The sequence below is a fragment of the Plantactinospora sp. KLBMP9567 genome (genome assembly GCF_033446045.1).
Taxonomy (GTDB): Bacteria; Actinomycetota; Actinomycetes; order Mycobacteriales; family Micromonosporaceae; genus Plantactinospora.
In genome coordinates, this window is the sequence record NZ_JAWQRR010000056.1 from 58,717 (window position 1) to 79,049 (window position 20,333).

Sequence of the window (20,333 nt, forward strand, 5' to 3'; positions counted from 1 at the left end):
CATGGAATTGCCGCGCCCGGGCATTCCTGTCGGTCGGCGGCGGTAACGTCCATGGACATGCCGAGCATGCCGAAGACGTTGTTCTGGAGCCGCACCGACGTGCCCGGTGCCGATCACACGCTCGTCACCGACCACCGTGGGCTGACCGCCCGGGGCACCGCAGTCGCCGTCGACCCGATCGCCTTCACCTGCCGCTACGCTCTGCGCACCGACGAGCACTGGGCGACGGAGGGGCTGGAGGTGAGCTGCGAGGGCGCCGGCTGGCTGCGCACACTGCGGTTGGAGCGGGCGGCCGGCCGCTGGCGGGCGAGCACGGCCGAGCAGGGCGACCTGGACGCGGCGCTGGCCGCCGCCGGCCAGCCGGGGGCCGGGCTGCCCGGCACCGAGGAGCCGGAGCGGCTCGCCGAGGCGGTCGACGTCGACCTGAGCGCCTCGCCGCTGTTCAACACCCTTCCGGTACGCCGCCTCCGGCTGCGCGAGGCCGCGCCGGGCAGCTCACACCGGGTCGTCGCGGTCTGGGTGCTGGTGCCCAGCCTCCAGGTGGTGCCGGCCGAGCAGACCTACACGGTGCTGGAGGGCGGCAACGTCCGGTTCACCAGCGAGAGTTTCACCGCCGACCTGACCCTCGACGCCGACGGCTACGTGCTGCACTATCCAGGGCTGGCGCACCGGCACTGACCCGAGCCGGCCAGATGTCCGTCATCCGGACCACTCGCCGGTCATCAGGAAACGTTCCACCGCGGACCGGTGCGGCGCCAGGTCGAGGCCCCGGTCGGCCACCCACTCGTCCGAATAGTACGTGTCGGTGTAGCGTTCGCCGCCGTCGCAGAGCAGTGTGACGACCGACCCGGTCCGGCCGGCGGCCCGCATCCCGGCGATCAGGCCGAACGCGCCCCACAGGTTGGTGCCGGTCGATCCGCCGACCCGCCGGCCCAGCACCGTCGACGCGACGCGCATGGCGGCCAGCGAGGCCGCGTCCGGCACCCGCACCATCCGGTCGACGACGCTCGGCTGGAAGGACGCCTCGACCCGGGGTCGGCCGATCCCCTCGACCCGGGAGCCGGCGTCGGTGGTGGCCGACCAGTCGCCCGAGGTCCACGCGGGATAGAACGCGGAGTTCTCCGGGTCGACCACGCAGAGCCGGCTCGCCAGCCGCCGATAGCGGAGGTAGCGCCCGATGGTGGCGCTGGTGCCGCCGGTACCGGCGCCGACCACGATCCAGTCCGGCACGGGGTGCCGTTCCAGGGCGAGCTGCGCGTAGATCGACTCGGCGATGTTGTTGTTGCCCCGCCAGTCGGTGGCGCGTTCGGCGTACGTGAACTGGTCCATGAAGTGCCCGCCCAGGTCCTCGGCGAGCCAGCGGGCCTCGACCACGACGGCGGCCGGATCTTCCACCAGATGGCACTTGCCGCCCTGGAACTCGATCAGGGCGATCTTCTCCGGCGAGGTGGCGGCGGGCATCACGGCGATGAACTGCACCCCCAGCATCCGGGCGAAGTACGCCTCCGAGACGGCGGTCGAGCCCGACGACGCCTCCACGATGGTGGTACGCGGTCCGATCCAGCCGTTGCAGAGCCCGTAGAGGAACAGCGACCGGGCCAGCCGGTGCTTCAACGACCCGGTCGGGTGCACCGACTCGTCCTTGAGATAGAGGTCGATCCCCCACTGGCGGGGCAGCGGAAAGCAGAGCAGGTGGGTGTCGGCGGATCGGTTCGCGTCCGCCTCCACCGCCGCGATCGCCTCGGTGACCCAGGTGCGTTCGGCGTCGTCGCACCGGTCGAGCTGTTCCATGACCAGGAACGTAGCAAGCCGCCCGGCGGCCGGCCGGGTCAGGACGGGCCGACCGGCTGGGGGCGGTTCTCCCATTTCGTCGAGAGTGCGACGGCCGTCCGGGTCGAGGCGACTCCGGCGGTCCGGTTCAGCCGCAGGATGAGCTGCTCCAACTCGGCAATTGTGCCAACTCGCGCCTTGAGCAGGAACGATTCCACTCCGGCCATGAAGTAACAGGATTCGATTTCCGGCATGCCCCGGATCGCCTCGAGTACGTCGTCGGTGTCGCCGCCGGAGTCCTGCACGATGCCGATCAACGCCGTTACGCCGAGCCCGATCGCCTCCGGCTCGACGTCCGCCCGGTAGCCCCGGATGACGCCGCCGGACTCCAGTTTGCCCACCCGCTCGTGCACCGCCGGCGCGGAGAGGCCGACCTGCCGGGCCAGCTCGGCGTACGAAAGGCGGGCATTGCCGCGCAGCAGCTCGACGAGGCTCAGGTCGATCGCGTCCACGTTCTGAGACCCTAGTCCGGGCGGGTGAACGGGCCGCCCGGGGTCGGCAGCATTGTTGCTGACATAACGCGTAAATGCCGTGAATCGTCCCGGCTAACCTCACACACGGTACGTTTTCGCGTTTGCCGGACACGGCACTCCGGCGGTGTTGTAATTGCCGTACGTCCCTTAAACGAAGGCTCTGGCAAGCATGTGTTCTGGGGGCGGTCCTACCAGTCCGGGGGCTTCGTAGACGCGAGGAGGGGGCTGTGGACACTGGAGATCGTCTGCTGACGCCGGGCGAGGTGGCAGCGCTCTTCCGCGTCGATCCGAAGACCGTCACACGCTGGGCCGCGGCCGGGCGTATCGGCAGCATCCGAACACCGGGTGGACATCGCCGCTTCCGCGAGTCGGAGGTACGCGCACTGCTCGAGGGTGAGGGCATGCTCGACGAGGTGGACGAGGGCCTCGCGAACCGGCCGCGCAACGCCGGACCCGCCACGCCGAGTGGTCCCGGCCCGGCCGGCGCCGGAAACGTCGGCCTGCACTGAACCTTCTTCCGGCCTGGACAGCGCGGCGCCTGCGCCCCGACGTCCACCTGCGGCCACCACGACCGCACGGTGAGGGTCGACAGGGTTCACTGACCGACACCGGGCAGGGGGTCGGCACCGGGGGCGCTCAGCCCCGATCGGCCCCCAGCTCGCCGGACCAGCGCCGGAACAGGGAGTGCGGCACGTCGAGCGCGTCGAGCACCTTTCCGGCCACGAAGTCGACGAGCTGTCGCGCGGAGGCGGCGGCCCCGGCACCGTAGAAGCCGGGGCTCGCCGGCAACACCACCGCTCCGGCGTCGTGCAGGGTGATCAGGTGCTCGAGGTGGCTGCGGGTGATCGGAGTCTCCCGGGGCACCACCACCACCGGCCGATGCTCCTTGAGGTTCACCTCAGCGGCCCGTTGCAGCAGGTCCTTGGAGAGGCCGATCGCGATTCCGGCGCAGGCCGCCGTACTCGCCGGCACCACCACCATGCCCCGGGTCGGGTACGACCCGCTGCTGGGCCCGGCCGCGAGATCTCCGGCCGGCCAGTACGCCAGGTCGGCACCGTCCAGGTCCCGGCCCAGCCAGGCGGCGAGGTCGTCCTTCCAGTGCGCGTCCCGGAACGGACGGCCGGTCTCGTCGAGGATCGTCAGCCGGGCCGCCCGGGAGACGACCAGGTCCACCGGTTCACCCGCGTCGAACAGCCCGCCGAGCACGGCGGCCGGATACGGCGTACCCGATGCCCCGGAGACGCCGACCACCCACGGCCTTCTCATGCCCACCAGCCTGCCGCAAGCGTCGAAGCCGGCGCCGACCGGCCCCGGCCGCGACCTGCGGCGCCGGCCCATGGTGTGACCAGATCATCACTTACTGCGAAATAGGGCGTACCCGACGGCGATCACAGACCGGCCGGAAACTGCAATGCTGCTCACGTCTGCCCGCGGCAACGACGAAGGGGGCGGGGCATGTACGGGATCAGCTCGTGGGCGGCCGAGCTGAGCTGTCCGATACCGGCACGCCTCTGCCCGCACGCCGACGCCGTGCAGGAGTGGCTGGTCGACTGGGCAGACCTGATCATCGGCCCACTCGACGCGACGGCCCGGGACCGGCTCACCCGCAGCGGCGTCGCCCGGTACGCCGGCCGGCTGTATCCGGACGCCAGCGAGGCGGACCTGCGGGTCATCGCCGCCCTCTTCACCTGGTTCTTCCTGCTTGACGACGCCTGCGACGCGACCCGGCGCCCCCGGCCGGCCGAGGTCTCCGCGCTCTGCGACGGGGTGCTGCGGCTGCTCCGGTCCACGCCGGCCGGGCCGCCACCACCCGGGTCGCCGCCCCGCGCGGGGCAGCCCACACCCGCGGTCACCCCCGGTCGCCCGTCCCCCGCCGCCGGTCCGGGTCCCTGGACCGGACACCCGTCGGCGGCGCAGTCCCGGCCCGCCCACCACCCGGCGGCCGGGACGGGTGCCCGGTCGACCAACCAGCCTGCGGCCCGGCTCACCACCCCGCCGCAGAGCCGGGCGGCCAACAAGCCGGCGGCGAGGCCGGAGGCGTTCGACGGGCCGCTCCGGCGGATGCTGGCCGACGCCTGGCGTACCCCGTACCAGCGGATGTCGGCGGCCTGGCGGGACCGCTTCGTCGACGCGGTGGCGCACCACCTCGTCGGCGTGGTCACCGAGGCCACCAACAAGGCGAGCGGGCGGCTGCCCGGCGTCGCCGAGTACATCCCGCTGCGCCGGGCGACCTCCGCCGCGTACGTCTCGTACGCCCTGATCGAGTTCGCCACCGGCCAGCCGGTGCCGGACGCGATCTACCACCACCCGGTGGTACGCAAGGTCGCCGACACCGCCAACGACCTACTCAGCTGGTTCAACGACCTGCTCTCCCTGGAGCGGGACGCGGCCACCTCCGGCGGGCACAACCTGGTGCTGGCGGTGGCCCGGGAAGAAGGGATCCCGGTCGAGGCGGCGATCGAGGCGGTGGTCCGGCGCTGGCAGCGCAGCATGCGACGGTTCGTCGAACTGCGCGACGCCGTGCCGTCGTTCGGGCCGGCCATGGACAGGCCGCTGCGGGAGTACCTGGACGGGCTCGGCAACTCGGTGCGCGGCACCATGGACTGGTCCATGGAGAGTGCCCGTTACCGGGACGTCGTGGCCGCCCCGCGCCCGGCGGGACCGCTCGGCCAGGCCGAGCCGCGCCGCCGCCCCGACCGGCCGCCGAACGGCATCGGCGCCCGGGCCGAGCCGTCCGGCTAGCCGAGGCCGCGCTCCGCTAACCGGAGCAGCTTTCCGCTAACCGGAGCCGCTCATCGCTAACCGGGCAGCTTTCCGCTAACCGGAGCCGCTCACCGCTAACCGGCGAGGTGGAGCCGGATCACCAGGTCGAGCAGGGCGAAGACGAACAGCGCGATCCCGACGAAACCGTTGGCGGTGAAGAAGGCCCGGTTGACCCGGGACAGGTCGGTCGGGGTGACCACCACGTGCTGGTAGCCGAAGGCGAGCGCGGTCAGCGCCAGCCCGACCCACCAGAGCCAGCCCAGCCCGACAAGTTCGCCGTACCAGAAGAGGAGGCCGAAGGTCACCACATGGGCGACGATCGACGCGTGCAGGGCGAACCGGAGGCCGTAGCGGGCGGGGACGCTGCGTACCCCGATCTGGCGGTCGACCTCGATGTCCTGGCAGGCGTAGATCAGGTCGAAGCCGCCGATCCAGAGCCCGACCGCCGCACCGAGCAGCCAGGCCGGGCCGGAGCCGTCGAAGGTGCCGGTCACCGCGAGCCAGGCGCCGACCGGGCCGACCGCCTGGGCCAGGGCCAGGATCGCGTGCGGCCAGTCGGTGAACCGCTTGCCGTACGGATAGACCACCAGCGGGATCGCGGCGAACGGGGCGAGGGCCAGACAGAGCGGGTTGAGCGCCGCGGCGGCACCGAGGAAGACCAGCAGTGCGACGATCGCGCCGGTCCAGGCCGTCCGGACGCTCACCGCCCCGGTCACCAGTTCCCGCCCGGCGGTACGCGGATTGCGCGCGTCGATACGCCGGTCGATGATCCGGTTCGCCGCCATGGCGAAGGTCCGCGCCCCGACCATGGCGATGGTGATCAGCAGCAGCTCGAGCCAGCGCACCTGCCCGCCGTGCCGCTGCATCGCGGTCAGCGCGGAGAGGTACGCGATCGGCAGCGCGAAGACCGAGTGCTCGATCGTCACCAGCCGGAGGAAGGACTTGACCCGCCCCGGCGACTCCGCCACAGCCGTCACCTGCGCCACCTCCCGTTCGCGACTGCGGGGCTCGCAAGCTCACTCCTCGCGCTCACCTGCGCCACCCTCCGTTCACGACTGCGGGGCTCGCAAGCTCACTCCTCGCGCTCACCTGCGCCACCCTCCGTTCACGACTGCGGGGCTCGCAAGCTCACTCCTCGCGCTCACGAGATGCCGTACTCCTTCCAGCGCTTGTCCACCAGCGACCGGATCTCCGGCGACATGGTCATCTCCTCCGGCCAACCCCGGGTGTAGCCCTCGGTCGGCAGCTTGCGGGTAGCGTCCACCCCGGCCTTGCCGCCCCAGAACTGCTGGTACGACGAATGGTCCAGGTGGTCCACCGGGCCCTCGGTGAGCAGCAGGTCCCGGGCGTAGTCGACGTTGCCGAAGGCCCGCCAGGCCACCTCGGCGTAGTCGTGCACGTCGCAGTCCTCGTCGACCACCACGATCAGCTTGGTCAGCGACATCAGGTGGGCGCCCCAGATCGCGTTCATCACCTTCTGGGCATGCTTCGGATAGCGCTTCCGGATCGAGATGATCGCGCAGTTGTGGAATACCCCGGCGGCCGGCAGGTCGTAGTCCACGATGTCCGGGATCAGCAGCTTGAGCAGGGGCTGGAAGATCCGCTCGGTGGCCTTGCCGAGCCCGTGGTCCTCCTGCGGCGGCTTCGAGGTGATGATCGAGTGGTAGACCGGCTCCCGCTGGGTGGTCATCGCCTCGACGTGCAGCACCGGGAACGGCTCGACCGGGGTGTAGAAGCCGGTGTGGTCGCCGAACGGCCCCTCGGGCAGTCGTTCGCCGGGCTCGATGTAGCCCTCCAGCACGATCTGGGCATGCGCCGGCACCTGGAGCGGCACGGTCAGGCAGTCGACCATCTCGACCCGCTCGCCGCGCAGGAAGCCGGCGAAAAGGTATTCGTCGATGTCGCCGGGGAGCGGAGCCGAGGCGGCGTAGCTGACCACCGGGTCACACCCGATCGCGATCGCCACCGGTAGCCGCTGGCCGAGGCGTTCCGCGACCGCGTGGTGCGCGGTGGAGTCCTTGTGGATCTGCCAGTGCATGCCGAGGGTGTTGTGCGAGTGCTGCTGCAACCGGTAGAGCCCGAGGTTGCGCTTGCCGGTCTCCGGGTGCTTGGTGTGGGTCAGCCCGTAGTTGTGGAAGATCCCGCCGTCGCCGGGCCAGACCTGGAGGCCGGGCAGTCGGTTCAGGTCGACGTCGGCGCCCCGGTAGACCACCTGCTGACAGGGGGCGGTCTTGACCTTCTTCGGCGGTACGGACTTGAGCTGCATCACCTTGCCCAGGCCCTCGCGGATGCCGGACCAGCCGACCGGCAACTCCGGCTTGACCAGCGCGCCGATCCGTTCGCCGATCTCGTCCAGCCGGTCGACGCCGAGCGCCATCGCCATCCGCCGCTCGGTGCCGAACAGGTTGATCGCGACCGGCATCTCACCCCGGGTGGGGCGCTCGAAGAGCAGGGCCGGCCCGTGCGCCCGGACGGTACGGGTGACCACCTCGCTGATCTCCAGCGTGGGGTCGACGGGCACCGGGACCCGGCGCAACTCGCCGGCGCCCTCCAGCGCGGTGAGGTACTCCCGGAGGTCGGTGTACGGGAAGCCACGAGCCGCCATGGCCGCTAGTCTGTCGCACCGCCGGTCGGGGCGGCACGGCCGGGTCCCCCGCCGTGACCGGGCTCCCGTCGATGGGTCCCACCGGCACGGCCCGGTGCGGCGCCCCGGAACAGCGTCGGTCGACAGCTCGGAGCAGGCCAAGCCCGGCACCTCAGCGCAGGCCGAGCCCGGCGTCTCAGCAAAGGCCGAGCCCGGCACCTCAGAGCAGGCCGACGCCGAGCAGCAGGGTGCCGGCCATCAGGCCCGCCCCACCGACTCCCACCAGCCAGATCAGCTTGTTGGGTCGGGTGTCCGAGGGGCGTACGACAGAGAGGAAGAAGCCGATCGGCATCAGGATCGGCGCGGCGACCAGCAGGACTCGGATCAGCATCCGCATGCCGTCGCCGTAGTCGGCCCGGTCCAGGTAGAGGAGTGCGACGAGGGCGAACAGCACGAGTACGCCCGCGTGGGCGTGCCCGGCGGTCCAGAGCGCCCGCCGGACGGGGTTGTCGAGATAGCCGGGTATCCGCCGGACCAGGTGCATGAGCAGGGACAACCCGCCGAAGGCGACGGTCGAGACGGTGATCAGCAGGATGGCGGCGGTGTTCTGGGTGGCGGACGACATCACAGGGCTCCCGAGGCGGTACGGCGGACCGAACTTGGCGCCGTCAAGATTGCCCCCCGGCACAGTATCTTGTCAACAGCAAGACTGCTCTCCATCCGGCTCGGAGCCACCGGCCGTGGAGGTGGCCTACCCGCTGTTCTCCGCCAAGGGCGGCCCGTCTCCGCTATGTGGCCTGCTGGCCGACCGGTATCCGGGCCCGGTGCCGTCTGGCCCGGCGCCAGAACGGGAAGCCGCGCGCGATCAGCAGCGACGCGACGACCGACGATCCCGACCTGCCCGGCGTCGCCGCCTCAAGCTACGGGCTGAGTACGAAGATGCCGAGGTTGAGCTGGACGATGGTGATGGCGAACTTGCCGAACACCCACGAGTGCCGGAATTAGCCGGGCGACACGCCGGGACACACACCGGGGTGCCGACCCGGAAAGCTCCCTGATCCGCCACTGATGGATACCCCTAGAGGCAGCCGGACAGGCCGGCCGGGTCCGGGCCGGGGCTGGCGCGGGGGTCAGGCCCGCTCGGTGGCGAGCCGGACGCTGAAGCCGAGCATCGCGACACCGGTACCGGCATCCATCGCCCGGCGTGCCCGGCGCAGGGGGAGCACCCGGCGTGCCCGGTGCGGCAGCCCGACCAGCGTCAGCAGGTACAGCGGCTGGGACCGTACGATCACCGCGCCCAGCCCGGCCGCGGCCGCACTGCCCTGTACGGCGTTGGAGCAGGCGATGCCGAGCGCGCTCCACCAGCCCCGCCCGCGACCGGCGGCGAGGGTGTTCCTGGTGACCACCGCGAAGTCCGGGCCGGGCACCACGATCAGCACCACCGCGAAGGCCAGGGAGCTGCCATAGGTCGTCCAGGACATGGTTCCGAGCCTACGACCGCTCTCCCTCGGCGGCACGCGACGGACGGATCCGACCAGGTCAGAGCCGCACCAGCCGGCTCGCGGAAAATTCCCCGAAAAAGTTCGGCCCACCTGTCGGATCCGCCGTCGCCCGTTCGAGGCAGAGGTAGCGGCCGGTCCGAGCACCGAACCGGACCGGTGGAACCGAAGGAGGACGACGATGAAGACGATGAGCCAGCACAGCACCGTTTCCGGGGCGGCTGCCCGGCCGGGCGGACAGCCGTGCGACCCGGCGACCAGCGTCACCAGGACCCTGCTGGCGTACGGCGTGCTCGCCGGGCCGTTCTACGTCCTGGTGTCGCTGGCCCAGGCGCTGACCCGGGACGGATTCGACCTGACCCGGCACGCCTGGAGCCTGCTGGCCAACGGCGCACTCGGCTGGATCCAGATCACCAACCTGGTGCTGACCGGGCTGATGACCTGCGCACTCGCGGTCGGACTGCGCCGTAGCCCCTCCCCGGTCACCGGGGCCGGCTGGGCGCCGCGACTGATCGGGGCGTACGGGATCAGCCTCCTCGCCGCCGGGGCGTTCCGGGCGGACCCCGCTCTGGGCTTTCCGATCGGCACTCCGGAGACCGGCACGGCGGTAACGTGGCACGGCACGCTGCACTTCGTGGCCGGCGCCATCGGTTTCGGCTGCCTGATCGCGGCATGTCTGGTCCTCGGCCGGCGGTTCTCGACCGAGGGACGACGGGGTTGGGCGGCCTTCTCCCGGCTGACCGGCGTGCTGTTCCTCGCCGGCTTCCTGGCGATGGCCGCCGGTGCCGGAGCCGTCTGGTCCAACCTCGCCTTCACCGGGGCGATCATGCTGGCCTGGGCCTGGCTCTCGGCCCTGGCCGCGCACCTGTACCGCCGGGCCACCCCCGCCCGGGCCGACCGATCCGACCGGCGGCAGACGGCGTAGCAGAGCGGACAACCAATCGGAGGAGAAGAGATGCGTTACCTGGCACTGTTGCGGGCGACCCGGACCACGACCCCGCCACCGCCCGGACTGATGGAGGCGATCATGCAGCTCGGCGAGGAGGCGACCGCGGCCGGCGCCCTGCTCGACCAGGGCGGGCTGGCCCCGAGCGCGGAGGGGGCACGGATGCAGGTCGCCACCGGCAAGCTCAGCGTGACCGACGGGCCGTTCGCCGAGGCGAAGGAGACGATCAGCTACGCACTGTACGAGGTGCGCTCGAAGGAGGAGGCCGTCGAGTGGGTCTCCCGGTTCCTGGAGCTGCACCGCGAGATGTGGCCCGGCTGGGAGGGCGAGGGTGAGGTGCTCCGGGTCTTCGGCCCGGAGGACTTCCCACCACCCGCCTGACCCGCTCACTCTCCTTCCGCACACCCGATTCCCAGTAGATCTTGACGACTTGTTGTCGTTGCGGCGACGACAAATCGTCAAGATCTACAAGCTGAGACGCTCGCCGGCCCGGCGTGCTTGGATCGGGAGGCATGAGGGTGGGAGGACCGGGGCGGGCGAGCCGGGAGGCGGTCGAGGCGGTGTGGCGGATCGAGTCCGCCCGGATCGTCGCCGGGCTCGCCCGGCTGGTGCAGGACATCGGGCTCGCCGAGGAACTCGCCCAGGACGCGCTGGTCGTCGCGCTGGAGCAGTGGCCCCGGCAGGGGGTACCGCCGAATCCGGGTGGCTGGTTGATGTCGACCGCCAAACACCGGGCGGTCGACCTGATCCGGCGACGTACGACGTACCAGCGGAAGCTCCCGGAGCTGGGGCGGGAGGTGGAGAGCCGGCCGGACCCGACCGAGGCGGAACTGGCCGCCGTGCTGGACTCCGAGCGCATCGACGACGACCTGCTCCGGTTGGTCTTCACTGCCTGCCATCCGGTGCTGCCCACCGAGGGGCGGGTGGCGCTGACGCTGCGGCTGCTCGGCGGGCTGCGTACCGACGAAATCGCCCGGGCGTTCCTGGTGCCGGAGCCGACGATCGGGCAGCGGATCACCCGGGCGAAACGTACCCTCGCCGCGAAACGCGTACCGTTCGAGCTCCCGCCCCGGGACGAGCTGGCCGACCGGCTCGGCTCGGTGCTGGAGGTGGTCTACCTCGTCTTCAACGAGGGCTACTCGGCGACCGCCGGTGACGACTGGACGCGACCGGCGCTCTGCGCCGAGGCGCTGCGGCTCGGCCGGATCCTGGCCGGGCTGATGCCGGAGCAGTCCGAGGTGTACGGCCTGGTGGCGCTGCTGGAGCTGCAGGCGTCCCGGATCCCGGCCCGGACCGGGCCGGACGGCGAGCCGGTCCTGCTGCCCGACCAGGACCGCCGACGCTGGGACCGGCTGCTGGTCCGGCGCGGGCTGGCCGCTCTGGACCGGGCCGAGTCGCTGGGCATCGGCCCGTACACCCTGCAAGCGGCGATCGCGGCCTGCCACGCGCGGGCCCGGACCGCCGCCGAGACCGACTGGGTACGCATCGCCGCGCTCTACCGGGTGCTGGCGCACGTGTCGCCGTCGCCGATCATCGAGCTGAACCGGGCGGTCGCGGTCGGGAACGCCACCGGCCCGGCCGACGGTCTGGCCATTGTCGACACTCTGGTCACCGAGCCCCTCCTGGCGACATATCCGCAGCTACCGGCCGTCCGGGGCGACCTGCTGTCCCGGCTGGGCCGGCACGACGAGGCGCGGCGCGAGTTCGCCCGGGCCGCCGAGCTGACCCGGAACGCCCGGGAACGGGCGCTCTTCCTCGACCGGGCCGCCGAGGCGGCGAGCCGGTCCGGCAGTCAGCAGCGCTGACTCCAGTCCGGACTACGGCTACTTCGGCGCAGCGATGGCCGGCGCGCAGCTCTTCCTCACCCCGCGCCTCGGGCTGGACACCACGGCCCAGGGCCGCTGTTCATGTACCGGGACGATCCGCAGGGCCTGCGCCTGCATCTGGGCCGCAAACTGCTGACCGCGCTGGCCGACCAGCCGCAGAGCGACGCCGTCACCCTGGCCGTACGCCTGCTCGGCTGGCTGCCCCCGACACCCGCCGAGGGAGCCGCCGCTACTGCGCGGCAGCCGCCTCGGTCGGCAGGGTGAGCTGCCAGGAGACGCCGAAGCGGTCGTTGACCCAGCCGAACTTGGCGCTGAAGCCGTACGAGCCGAGCGGCATCAACGGTTGGCCACCCTCGACCAGCGCGCCGTAGAGGTGGTCGATCTCCTTCTCCGACTCGCAGGTCACGAAGAGCGAGATCGCCGGGGTGAATCCGAACCCGTGCGGGACGCTGCTGTCGATGCACATGTACTGCTGGCCGCCGAGCCGGAAGGTGGCGTGCCGCACCGTCCCCTCGGCGCCGTCCTCGCCGGGGCCGTACCGGTCGACGGCGAGCACCTCGCCGTCGTCGAAGAGCGACGTGTAGAAGCTCATCGCCTGCTCGGCCCTGCCGTCCTGGAACATCAGGAACGTGGTGACCTTCGGGGGCGCCATCCCAGACACTTCGCGGAACTCCTTCGCGGTACAGGCGGCAGGGTGGGCACGCGATTCGACCGCGCGCAACCCAATCTTTGGCGCCTCGCTTATATAAGTCAAGACTGAAAATCGTCGCTCACCGGAGGAGCCAGCAGGATCAGTCGAGGCCGCCGTACGAGTGCAGACCCTCGAAGAAGATGTTCACGCCGTACAGGTTCATCTGCATGGTCAGGAAGCCGAGTACGGCGATCCAGGTCGCCACCGGGCGCTTCACGCTCGGCGTCGCGCGGGCGTGCAGGTAGCCGGCGTAGACCACCCAGGAGATGAAGGCCCAGATCTCCTTCGGGTCCCAGCCCCAGTACCGCCCCCAGGCCGCCTCGGCCCAGACCGCACCGGCCATCACCGCGAAGGTGAAGATCGGGAAGGCGAACGCGTGCAGCCGGAAGGTCAGCCGCTCCAGCGTGTCGGCGGCCGGCACCCGCGCGCCCAGGCTGTACGGGAAGCTGCGCTTGCCCTGGTCGTAGCCGTGCCGGATCAGGTACATCACCGCCGGCACCGCACCGAGCAGCAGGATGCCGGACGAGGTGGCGATGGTCGCCACATGCACGACGAACCAGTACGAGTCGAGCGCCGGCACCAGCGGCACGATCGGCACGTAGAGCACCAGCCCGGCCACGGCCAGCAGCAGCACCATGGCGAGCGCGACGAAGAGCCCGAGGTGCCGCAGCGTCGCACGCCGGTAGAGCAGTACCAGCCAGCCGACCACCCCGACAAAGGTGACCGAGAGCAGGTACTCGTACATGTTGCCCCACGGCATGCGCTCGGCGGCGATGCCCCGGGTGGTCAGCACGGCGAGGTGGACCACGGCGGCGAGCACGGTGAGCGCGACGGCGGCCCGCCCGGCCAGCACCGCGCGGGACGACCTCGACCCGCCGGACGGGACCGGCGCGTCGGTACCGGGCAGCTTGGTCCCGCCGACCGGTCCGGCTTCGTCGACCGGTCCGGTCTCCTCGGCCGGGCCGGATCCGCCGGCCGCCCCTACCCCGGCCCCGACCAGCACCCGCTCGCGCTCGGGTCGCGCCGCCGCCCGACCGATGACGCTGCGGCTGCCGAAGGCGTACTCGACGGCGTGGCAGATCATCGCCAGCAGGTAGCCCAGGATCGCGACCACCAGGAGTTGGTCGGACAGCGCGGCCATCAGTCGGTCCCCTCTTCCGTCGCACCGTCGGTTCGCGCCCGCTCGGGGTGCGTCCCGTCGTCCCGTGCCCCGTCGTCCCGTGCCCCGTCGGGTCGCGTCGCGGCGACGAGCCGGTCGAACTCCTCGGCGAACCCCGCGTACTCGGTACGCGGCAGGCCACCGACCTCCACCAAACTACTACGACCTGTCGTGGTCGCATCGGCCGGTGCCGGAGAAAGCCGGAACCAGACCCGGCGCCGCCGCCCGAACAGCGACGACATCAGTCCGACCAGCAGTAGTACCGAGCTGATCAGCACGATCCGTTCGCCGGGGTCGTACCGGACCGAGATGGTGACGTACGGGCGGGTGCCGAGGAACTCCACCGACGTGCCGTCGTCGAGCGTCCACTTCTCACCCGGCCGCAGCAGCTTCCCGTCGCCGAGCTGCTTGAGCTTGCCGCTGCTCACCTGCCGCTGGTCGAGCCGGTAGATCGAACCCGGGATCCCGGCGTCCAGCCCGAGGTTGCCCCGGTACGCGAAGAGCATCACCGCCGGGGACCGCTCCGCCGGGTACGTCGAGCGGACGAACGGCGGCGCGTCCGGCGCGGTCGGGAAGTAGAGCCCCTCGAAGGCGACCTGAAGATCGGGGTTACGCGCCCCGGTCACCGGATCGAGGTTGACGTCCGGGAACGCCGCCACGCCCTCACTGGTCAGGTTGCCGTCGATGGTCAGGAAGGCCTCGTCGCTCTCCAGCGACTCGCCGTTGCGGTCGGTGTAGCTCAGGATCGGCGCATAACCGTGCCCGAGCAGGTAGACGCTCGCTCCGTCCAGCCGCAACGGGTCGTTGACCGAGAAGCTCGCCCGGTACGGTGCCCGGTCACCCTGCTCCACGAGTGTTGTCGCCCGGAACGACGACGGCTGCCCGGTCGGCAGGAAGCTCGCCGTGAAGTCGGTCAACTCCAGGCAGAACGGCGGCAGATCACTCCCGTCCACCCGGTGCCCGAGCTTGGACTCCGCGTACTGCTGGAGCGTGTTGCAGAGCGCGTTGTCCGGGCCGGCGACCAGCAGCCGGTTGCCGTGCCAGCCGTACCAGGAGCCGAGGCCGATGCCGAGCAGCACCCCGATCAGCGAGAAGTGGAAGAGCAGGTTGCCGGTCTCCTTGAGATAGCCCTTCTCCGCCGACACGGTGTCGCCGCGCACCACCACCCGCCACCGCCGCTTGCGCAGCACCGCCGCGATCCGGACCAGGTCACCGTCGGAGTCGGTCAGCACCGCGTGCCGGGGCAGCCGGTCCAGCCGCTTCGGCGCGGGCGGCGGGGCGGCGCGCAGCGCCCGGACGTGGTCGCGCAGCCGGGGAACGATGCAGCCGACCAGCGAGGTGAACAGGAGTACGTAGATCGCCGAGAACCACGGCGAGGCGTACACGTCGAAGCCGCCGACCCGGTCCAGGATCGGGAAGAGGTCGGGATGCTCGGCGGCGTACCGGTTGACGTTCTCGATGTTGATGTTGCGCTGCGGCAGTACCGAGCCGGGGATCGCGGCCACGGCCAGCAGGAAGAGCAGGATCAGCGCGGTACGCATGCTGGTGAGCTGCCGCCACGAGTTGCGCAGCAGGGCCAGCGGCAGCGGCGTACGGCGTACCCGGGACGGTTGCGCACCACCGGTCGGGCCGCCGGCCGCCGACGGCTCGGCCTCGGCGATGCCGGCCGGCGCGCCACCCGACCCGGTCACCGTCTCCCGCTCCCCGGTCGACATCAGATGCTCACCTCGCCGACCCCGAACGTGGTCTGCAACCAGATGACCAGGTCCTGCCAGCCGCCGGTGACCAGGGCCAGCCCGATCGCGATCAGCAGTGCGCCGCCGACCCGGGTGACCCAGCGACTGTTCCGGCGCACCGCCCGGAACAGTCCGAGCAGCCGGGAAAAGCCGAGCCCGAACACCACGAACGGCAACCCCAGCCCCAGGCAGTACGCGACGGCGAGCAGCGCGGCCCGGTCCGCCTGCCCGCTCGCCGTGCCCATCCCGACCACCGCACCGAGGGTCGGGCCGACGCAGGGTACCCAGGAGAGCGCGAAGACCGCCCCGAAGACCGGCGCACCGAGCAGGCCGGCCGAGGGCAGCCGGCGGATCCGGAACTCCCGCTGCATCCCGGGGACCAGTCCGAGGTAGGAGAGCCCCAACACCATGATCACGATGCCGATGCCGATCTCCAGCGGTCGCCGCTGCGCGAACAGCGCCTGCCCGACGGCGGTGACCAGCACCGCGGTCAGGGTGAAGACGACGGTGAAGCCGGCGATGAAGAGCAGCGTGCCGGCGAGCACCCGACCCCGGACCGCCCGGGGCGTCCGGACCGGCCGGGTGGCCACCGCCACCCCGCCACCGGCCGACTCCCCGCCCGGCCCGTCCGGAGCGCGGTCGGTCGCGGCCCGGCGCTGTTCCAGGTCGCTGCCGGCCAGCCCGGTCACGTACGACAGGTAGCCGGGCACCAGCGGCAGCACGCACGGAGAGAGGAAGCTGACCAGGCCCGCCAGCGCGGCCGCCCCGATCGCCAGCAGCACCGGCCCGCTCTCGGCCAGCTCGGCGAAGGTCTCGCCCATCAGCCCGCCCCGCCCGGCACCGTGCAGCTCCGGCCCGTCCGCGCCGGCCGCCGATCCGCACCCGGCCCAGCCGTCAACTCGGCCCGCCCGGCCATCAGTTGGGCCCGCCCGGCGGCTTCTCGTCGGCCACCCGGGCGACGATCGGCTCCAGCCTGTCCCGGGTGGTGCCGGCCCGGATCACCACCGCGATCCGGTTCTCCCGGTCGAGGACGATGGTGGCCGGGATCGAGTTCGGTGGGATGTCGAAGGCCAGCGCCAGCCGGCTCGGCGGGTCGAAGAGGCTGGGATAGCTCACCTTGTAGGCCGCCTCGAACGCCTTCGCCTTGTCCCGCCCGTCCTGGATGTTGATGCCGAGGAAGCGGACGTCCCGGTCCTTGGTCGCCTGGTAGGTCGCCTCCAGATCGTCGGCCTCGGCCCGGCACGGCGCGCACCAGGAACCCCAGAAGTTGACCACCACCACCCGGCCGCGCTCCCCCGCCAGGTCGTACGTCCCGCCGGTCAGCAGTTCACCGGAGACCGGCGGAGCCGCCGGGCGGTGCTCCGGCGCGCACTCGACGATGCCGTCCGTGGTCGCGCAGTCGTCCTTCCAGTCGTTCCCGCCCCCGTCGCCGCCCGAGCAGCCGGCCACGGCCAGCGCCACGGCGACGGCGAGCAGCGCGCCGATGCCGGCGGACCACCGGGGGAGACTCACCTCATGCCCCCTTGGCCGTCCGAGCGGTCGGCGACATGGCGACCAGGTGCGCGGCCGGTTCGGTGTAGCCGATCCCGACGATCCTGGCACCGTCGAAGTGGAACGAGGTCAGGCTGGCCAGCCCGCACTGCCGCTTGCGCGGGTCGTGCCAGAGCCGCTTGTGCTCGACGTACCGGCGCAGGGTCCAGATCGGAAGCTGGTGCGAAACGCAGACCGCCTCCCGCCCCTCGGCGGCGATCCGGGCCGCGTGCAGGGCCGCGAACATCCGCTCGGCGATCAGCGTGTACGCCTCGCCCCAGGACGGGGTGACCGGGTCGCGTAGCACCCACCAGTTGCGCGGGTCCCGGAACGAACCGTCGCCGGGCGAGACCCGCTTCCCCTCGAACCAGTTGGCGCTCTCGATCAGCCGCTCGTCGACCCCGACCGGCAGCCCGAACTGTGCCGCGATCGGCTCCGCCGTCTGCTGGGCCCGCTCCAGCGGACTCGCCACCACATGCGTGACGTTGCGCTCGGCGAGCGCCTGGGCGGCCGCCTTCGCCATCTGCACACCCAGCTCGGAGAGGCGGTAGCCGGGCAGCCGGCCGTAGAGGATCTTCTCCGGGTTGTACACCTCACCGTGCCGGAGCACGTGCACGACCGTTGTGCTGCCCACGTTCCCTACCCCCCGTGACCGGCCGCCGCCGCAGCCTCCGCCGCGACCGGCAACACGGCCGCGACCTGCTCCAGCGCGGCGTCGTCCAGCGCCGTCGACACGAACCACGATTCGAAGGAGCTGGGCGGCAGGTAGACCCCGCCGGCCAGCATCGCGTGGAAGAACGCCCGGAACGCCGCGACGTCCTGGGTCCGCGCGGTGTCGTAGTCGTAGACGTCCGCGTCGGTGAAGAAGACCGAGAACATGTTCCCGGCGTACGAGAGCCGGTGCGGCACCCCGGCGGCGGCCAGCGCGTCGCTCGCCAGCTTGCCCACGGTGGCGGCCACCTCGTCGAGCCGCCGGTACGTCGCCACGTCGGCCAGCCGCAGCGAGGCCAGCCCGGCCGCCGTGGCCAGCGGGTTACCGGAGAGCGTGCCGGCCTGGTAGACCGGGCCGGCCGGCGCGAGCCGCCCCATCACCTCGGCCCGGCCGCCGAACGCCGCCGCCGGCAGCCCGCCGCCCATCACCTTGCCGAAGGTGTAGAGGTCGGCGTCGACCGGGTCGAGCCCGGCCCAGCCGCCCGCCGAGACCCGGAAGCCGGTCATCACCTCGTCGAGGATCAGCAGCGCGCCGTGTGCGTGGGCGATCCGGGCCAGCGCCTGGTTGAAGCCGTCCCGGGGTGCCACCACGCCCATGTTGCCCGGAGCGGCCTCGGTGATGACCGCGGCGATCTCCGACCCCTGGGCCGCGAAGACCGCCTCCACCGCCGCCACGTCGTTGTACGGCAGCACGATCGTCTCGCTCGCCGCCGCGCCGGTGACCCCGGGCGAGTCCGGCAGGCCGAGCGTGGCGACCCCGGACCCCGCCGAGGCGAGCAGCGCGTCGACGTGCCCGTGGTAGCAGCCGGCGAACTTGACGATCCTGCCTCGGCCGGTGAAGCCCCGGGCCAGCCGGATGGCCGACATGGTCGCCTCGGTCCCCGAGTTGACCAGGCGGACCTGCTCGACCGGGGTACGCGCGACGATCTCGGCGGCCAACTCGACCTCGGCCTCGGTCGGTGCGCCGAAACTGGTCCCGTCGGCGGCGGCTGCCTGCACCGCCGCCACCACCTCGGGATGGGCATGCCCGTGGATCAGCGGGCCCCACGAGCAGACCAGGTCGACGTAGCGTCGCCCGTCCGCGTCGAAGAGCCACGCGCCCTCGCCCCGGGCCATGAACCGGGGCGTACCGCCGACGGCCAGAAACGCGCGCACGGGAGAATTCACCCCGCCCGGCACGAGGGTGCGGGCGCGGTCGAACAGGGCCTGGGAGGCCGGTGCCGCAGCCGGATAGCGACCGGGGCCGGCGGGGTACGTCTCACTCACGGTGCCGCCATTCTGTCAGCGGTACCTGTGCGCCCGGCACCCACCCCTCGGGCCGTCGCCCACGTCACGCCGACAGCCGATCACCCCGGGCCGGTCCCCTCGCCGACCGGCGGGGCGAACGGCCATCAGAGGCCGGTTCGGCTAGGTCGCGATAGGCTGAACGGGTGAACCGGGCGGACCTGACCATCGGCGTGCAGCGCGGCACCGACGAGGTGACACTCATCCTCGCCGGCGAGATCGACATGCTCACCGCCGCCAGGCTGTCCAGCGTCGTCAACGAGGTGCTCGGCGACGCACCGTCCCGAATCGTGCTGGATCTCACCGATGTCACGTTCTGCGACTCGCAAGGCCTCGGCACCCTGGTCGTACTCAGTCGCAAGGCCAGCCACGCGCAGAGCCTGCTGATGCTGACCAACGTCGGCGACTTCCTGCTCCGGGTGCTGGACATCACCGGCCTGCGCTCCGCCCTGATGATCCGCAACGAACAGGCCACCGGCTGACGCCACTCACGACCGACGGCGACGCGACCACCCCGACCAGGTCGGGGTTGGGGGCCGGATCGCCCGCGTCGGGATCAAGCCTGACCGCCCAGAGCGGACGATCCGGCCACCAACCCCCGCCCGACGGCGCGGAAGCCACCCCACCGCCTCGTCAAGCCACCGCCTCTTCAAGCCCGACGACCCAGGACCACCGCCCGACAGCCCTTTCAGGCCACCGCACCCCTTTCAGGCCGCCGCACCCCAACGCGCCTGCTCCAGCACCTCCACCGCCCGCTCCCGCCCCTCCGGGTCGTCCGAGCGCAGCAGCGCCACCGCGTCGTCCACCGCCTCGGCCATCGTCCGCCACTGGTTGTCCCGCTCCCGGACCAGCTCGGACTGAGCGGCGAGTTGCCGGGTCTTCACCCACAGTTCGACGAAGACCGAGACCTTGGCCCGGAGCACCCACGGGTCGAACGGCTTGGTCAGGTAGTCGACGGCACCGACGGCGTACCCGCGCAGGGCGAGCTGGGCGTCCCGGTCAGCGGCGGTGAGGAAGATGATCGGCACGTGCCGGGTACGCTCCCGCCGCTTGATGTGACTGGCGGTCTCGAAACCGTCCATCTCCGGCATCTGGGCGTCCAGCAAAATGACCGCGAAGTCCTCCACCAGGAGCTGCTTCAGCGCCGCCTCGCCGCTCTCCACCGCGACCGACTGGACGGGCAGCCCCTGGAGGATCGCCTCGAGCGCCATCAGGTTCTCCCGCCGGTCGTCGACCAGCAGGGCTTTGGCCAGCTCGCTCACTCGAACGTCCCCCCGCCTCGGATCGTGCCCGTGTCGTCC

The 20,333-nt window shown here is 71.8% G+C and carries 23 protein-coding genes; 8 read left to right on the forward strand and 15 right to left on the reverse strand.

Features of this window, described 5'->3' with window-relative positions; genetic code table 11:
* Positions 1-57: 57 nt before the first annotated feature.
* The gene (locus tag R6Y94_RS40190) at positions 58-678 is read left to right on the forward strand and encodes a putative glycolipid-binding domain-containing protein (protein WP_318400889.1); all 621 of its coding nucleotides are present in this window, start codon (positions 58-60) and stop codon (positions 676-678) included.
* Positions 679-699: 21 nt separating this feature from the next.
* On the opposite strand, the gene R6Y94_RS40195 is transcribed toward R6Y94_RS40190, so the two are convergent.
* Positions 700-1,791 (reverse strand): PLP-dependent cysteine synthase family protein, encoded by a 1,092-nt coding sequence (locus R6Y94_RS40195; protein WP_318400887.1) that lies wholly within the window; start codon positions 1,789-1,791, stop codon positions 700-702.
* Between the two features lie 38 nt (positions 1,792-1,829).
* Complete coding sequence (locus R6Y94_RS40200; RefSeq protein ID WP_318400885.1) at positions 1,830-2,282, reverse strand: Lrp/AsnC family transcriptional regulator; 453 nt, start codon at positions 2,280-2,282, stop codon at positions 1,830-1,832.
* 248 nt (positions 2,283-2,530) lie between these two features.
* On the opposite strand from R6Y94_RS40200, the gene R6Y94_RS40205 reads away from it, so the two are divergent.
* On the forward strand, positions 2,531-2,812 hold the full coding sequence (locus tag R6Y94_RS40205; protein WP_318400883.1) for a BldC family transcriptional regulator: 282 nt from the start codon (positions 2,531-2,533) through the stop codon (positions 2,810-2,812).
* 127 nt (positions 2,813-2,939) lie between these two features.
* On the opposite strand, the gene R6Y94_RS40210 is transcribed toward R6Y94_RS40205, so the two are convergent.
* The gene (locus R6Y94_RS40210) at positions 2,940-3,569 is read right to left on the reverse strand and encodes a UbiX family flavin prenyltransferase (protein ID WP_318400881.1); all 630 of its coding nucleotides are present in this window, start codon (positions 3,567-3,569) and stop codon (positions 2,940-2,942) included.
* A 189-nt stretch (positions 3,570-3,758) separates the two neighbouring features.
* Between R6Y94_RS40210 and R6Y94_RS40215 the strand changes: the two genes are divergently transcribed.
* Positions 3,759-5,045, forward strand: a complete 1,287-nt coding sequence (locus tag R6Y94_RS40215; protein WP_318400879.1) for a terpene synthase family protein — start codon at positions 3,759-3,761, stop codon at positions 5,043-5,045.
* Between the two features lie 95 nt (positions 5,046-5,140).
* On the opposite strand, the gene mqnP is transcribed toward R6Y94_RS40215, so the two are convergent.
* From mqnP to R6Y94_RS40235, 4 genes are all read right to left on the reverse strand, one after another.
* Complete coding sequence (gene mqnP, locus R6Y94_RS40220; protein ID WP_412102957.1) at positions 5,141-6,043, reverse strand: menaquinone biosynthesis prenyltransferase MqnP; 903 nt, start codon at positions 6,041-6,043, stop codon at positions 5,141-5,143.
* 164 nt (positions 6,044-6,207) lie between these two features.
* Positions 6,208-7,671, reverse strand: a complete 1,464-nt coding sequence (locus R6Y94_RS40225) for a menaquinone biosynthesis decarboxylase (protein ID WP_318400875.1) — start codon at positions 7,669-7,671, stop codon at positions 6,208-6,210.
* A gap of 199 nt (positions 7,672-7,870) precedes the next feature.
* A complete protein-coding gene (locus R6Y94_RS40230; RefSeq protein ID WP_318400873.1) occupies positions 7,871-8,275 on the reverse strand; it encodes a hypothetical protein in 405 nt (134 codons plus the stop codon).
* A 505-nt stretch (positions 8,276-8,780) separates the two neighbouring features.
* Positions 8,781-9,131: a LysE family transporter gene (locus R6Y94_RS40235; protein WP_318400872.1), complete on the reverse strand. Its 351-nt coding sequence runs from the start codon at positions 9,129-9,131 to the stop codon at positions 8,781-8,783.
* A 199-nt stretch (positions 9,132-9,330) separates the two neighbouring features.
* Between R6Y94_RS40235 and R6Y94_RS40240 the strand changes: the two genes are divergently transcribed.
* From R6Y94_RS40240 to R6Y94_RS40255, 4 genes are all read left to right on the forward strand, one after another.
* Positions 9,331-10,074, forward strand: a complete 744-nt coding sequence (locus R6Y94_RS40240; protein ID WP_318400870.1) for a DUF998 domain-containing protein — start codon at positions 9,331-9,333, stop codon at positions 10,072-10,074.
* 30 nt (positions 10,075-10,104) lie between these two features.
* Positions 10,105-10,476 (forward strand): YciI family protein, encoded by a 372-nt coding sequence (locus R6Y94_RS40245; RefSeq protein ID WP_318400868.1) that lies wholly within the window; start codon positions 10,105-10,107, stop codon positions 10,474-10,476.
* A 131-nt stretch (positions 10,477-10,607) separates the two neighbouring features.
* A complete protein-coding gene (locus tag R6Y94_RS40250) occupies positions 10,608-11,900 on the forward strand; it encodes an RNA polymerase sigma factor (protein WP_318400866.1) in 1,293 nt (430 codons plus the stop codon).
* A gap of 102 nt (positions 11,901-12,002) precedes the next feature.
* Positions 12,003-12,185 carry a hypothetical protein gene (locus R6Y94_RS40255; RefSeq protein WP_318400864.1) on the forward strand — a complete coding sequence of 61 codons (183 nt, stop codon included), beginning with the start codon at positions 12,003-12,005 and terminating at the stop codon, positions 12,183-12,185.
* On the opposite strand, the gene R6Y94_RS40260 is transcribed toward R6Y94_RS40255, so the two are convergent.
* The 7 genes from R6Y94_RS40260 to hemL all read right to left on the reverse strand — a co-directional run bounded on the left by R6Y94_RS40260 (position 12,151) and on the right by hemL (position 19,014).
* Positions 12,151-12,573 carry a VOC family protein gene (locus R6Y94_RS40260; RefSeq protein ID WP_318400863.1) on the reverse strand — a complete coding sequence of 141 codons (423 nt, stop codon included), beginning with the start codon at positions 12,571-12,573 and terminating at the stop codon, positions 12,151-12,153. The two genes, R6Y94_RS40255 and R6Y94_RS40260, sit on opposite strands and share 35 nt — an antisense overlap.
* Positions 12,574-12,712: 139 nt before the next feature.
* Complete coding sequence (gene ccsB, locus R6Y94_RS40265; RefSeq protein ID WP_318400862.1) at positions 12,713-13,753, reverse strand: c-type cytochrome biogenesis protein CcsB; 1,041 nt, start codon at positions 13,751-13,753, stop codon at positions 12,713-12,715.
* Positions 13,753-15,486, reverse strand: coding sequence for a cytochrome c biogenesis protein ResB (locus R6Y94_RS40270; protein WP_412102988.1), 1,734 nt, complete (start codon positions 15,484-15,486; stop codon positions 13,753-13,755). Before R6Y94_RS40270 ends, ccsB begins: the two co-directional genes overlap by 1 nt.
* Positions 15,486-16,328, reverse strand: coding sequence for a cytochrome c biogenesis CcdA family protein (locus R6Y94_RS40275; protein ID WP_318400861.1), 843 nt, complete (start codon positions 16,326-16,328; stop codon positions 15,486-15,488). The genes R6Y94_RS40270 and R6Y94_RS40275 overlap by 1 nt, the downstream gene beginning before the upstream one ends.
* 94 nt (positions 16,329-16,422) lie before the next feature.
* A complete protein-coding gene (locus R6Y94_RS40280) occupies positions 16,423-17,019 on the reverse strand; it encodes a TlpA disulfide reductase family protein (protein ID WP_318400860.1) in 597 nt (198 codons plus the stop codon).
* Between the two features lies 1 nt (position 17,020).
* Positions 17,021-17,671 (reverse strand): histidine phosphatase family protein, encoded by a 651-nt coding sequence (locus R6Y94_RS40285; RefSeq protein ID WP_318400859.1) that lies wholly within the window; start codon positions 17,669-17,671, stop codon positions 17,021-17,023.
* Positions 17,672-17,676: 5 nt separating this feature from the next.
* Complete coding sequence (gene hemL / locus R6Y94_RS40290; protein ID WP_318400858.1) at positions 17,677-19,014, reverse strand: glutamate-1-semialdehyde 2,1-aminomutase; 1,338 nt, start codon at positions 19,012-19,014, stop codon at positions 17,677-17,679.
* Positions 19,015-19,178: 164 nt separating this feature from the next.
* Between hemL and R6Y94_RS40295 the strand changes: the two genes are divergently transcribed.
* Positions 19,179-19,514 carry an STAS domain-containing protein gene (locus tag R6Y94_RS40295; protein WP_318400855.1) on the forward strand — a complete coding sequence of 112 codons (336 nt, stop codon included), beginning with the start codon at positions 19,179-19,181 and terminating at the stop codon, positions 19,512-19,514.
* A 225-nt stretch (positions 19,515-19,739) separates the two neighbouring features.
* Here the strand turns inward: R6Y94_RS40295 and R6Y94_RS40300 are convergent, their stop codons facing one another.
* Complete coding sequence (locus R6Y94_RS40300; RefSeq protein ID WP_318400853.1) at positions 19,740-20,294, reverse strand: two-component system response regulator; 555 nt, start codon at positions 20,292-20,294, stop codon at positions 19,740-19,742.
* Between the last annotated feature and the right edge of the window lie 39 nt (positions 20,295-20,333).

Excerpts from the sequence above, each read along its gene's own strand:
- R6Y94_RS40190 (WP_318400889.1), top strand. The coding sequence starts at position 58 with ATGCCGAGCATGCCGAAGACGTTGTTCTGGAGCCGCACCGACGTGCCC.
- R6Y94_RS40195 (WP_318400887.1), bottom strand. The coding sequence starts at position 1,791 with ATGGAACAGCTCGACCGGTGCGACGACGCCGAACGCACCTGGGTCACC.
- R6Y94_RS40210 (WP_318400881.1), bottom strand. The coding sequence starts at position 3,569 with ATGAGAAGGCCGTGGGTGGTCGGCGTCTCCGGGGCATCGGGTACGCCG.
- R6Y94_RS40215 (WP_318400879.1), top strand. The coding sequence starts at position 3,759 with ATGTACGGGATCAGCTCGTGGGCGGCCGAGCTGAGCTGTCCGATACCG.
- R6Y94_RS40225 (WP_318400875.1), bottom strand. The coding sequence starts at position 7,671 with ATGGCGGCTCGTGGCTTCCCGTACACCGACCTCCGGGAGTACCTCACC.
- R6Y94_RS40230 (WP_318400873.1), bottom strand. The coding sequence starts at position 8,275 with ATGTCGTCCGCCACCCAGAACACCGCCGCCATCCTGCTGATCACCGTC.
- R6Y94_RS40235 (WP_318400872.1), bottom strand. The coding sequence starts at position 9,131 with ATGTCCTGGACGACCTATGGCAGCTCCCTGGCCTTCGCGGTGGTGCTG.
- R6Y94_RS40240 (WP_318400870.1), top strand. The coding sequence starts at position 9,331 with ATGAAGACGATGAGCCAGCACAGCACCGTTTCCGGGGCGGCTGCCCGG.
- R6Y94_RS40245 (WP_318400868.1), top strand. The coding sequence starts at position 10,105 with ATGCGTTACCTGGCACTGTTGCGGGCGACCCGGACCACGACCCCGCCA.
- R6Y94_RS40250 (WP_318400866.1), top strand. The coding sequence starts at position 10,608 with ATGAGGGTGGGAGGACCGGGGCGGGCGAGCCGGGAGGCGGTCGAGGCG.
- R6Y94_RS40255 (WP_318400864.1), top strand. The coding sequence starts at position 12,003 with ATGTACCGGGACGATCCGCAGGGCCTGCGCCTGCATCTGGGCCGCAAA.
- R6Y94_RS40260 (WP_318400863.1), bottom strand. The coding sequence starts at position 12,573 with ATGGCGCCCCCGAAGGTCACCACGTTCCTGATGTTCCAGGACGGCAGG.
- ccsB (WP_318400862.1), bottom strand. The coding sequence starts at position 13,753 with ATGGCCGCGCTGTCCGACCAACTCCTGGTGGTCGCGATCCTGGGCTAC.
- R6Y94_RS40270 (WP_412102988.1), bottom strand. The coding sequence starts at position 15,486 with ATGTCGACCGGGGAGCGGGAGACGGTGACCGGGTCGGGTGGCGCGCCG.
- R6Y94_RS40275 (WP_318400861.1), bottom strand. The coding sequence starts at position 16,328 with ATGGGCGAGACCTTCGCCGAGCTGGCCGAGAGCGGGCCGGTGCTGCTG.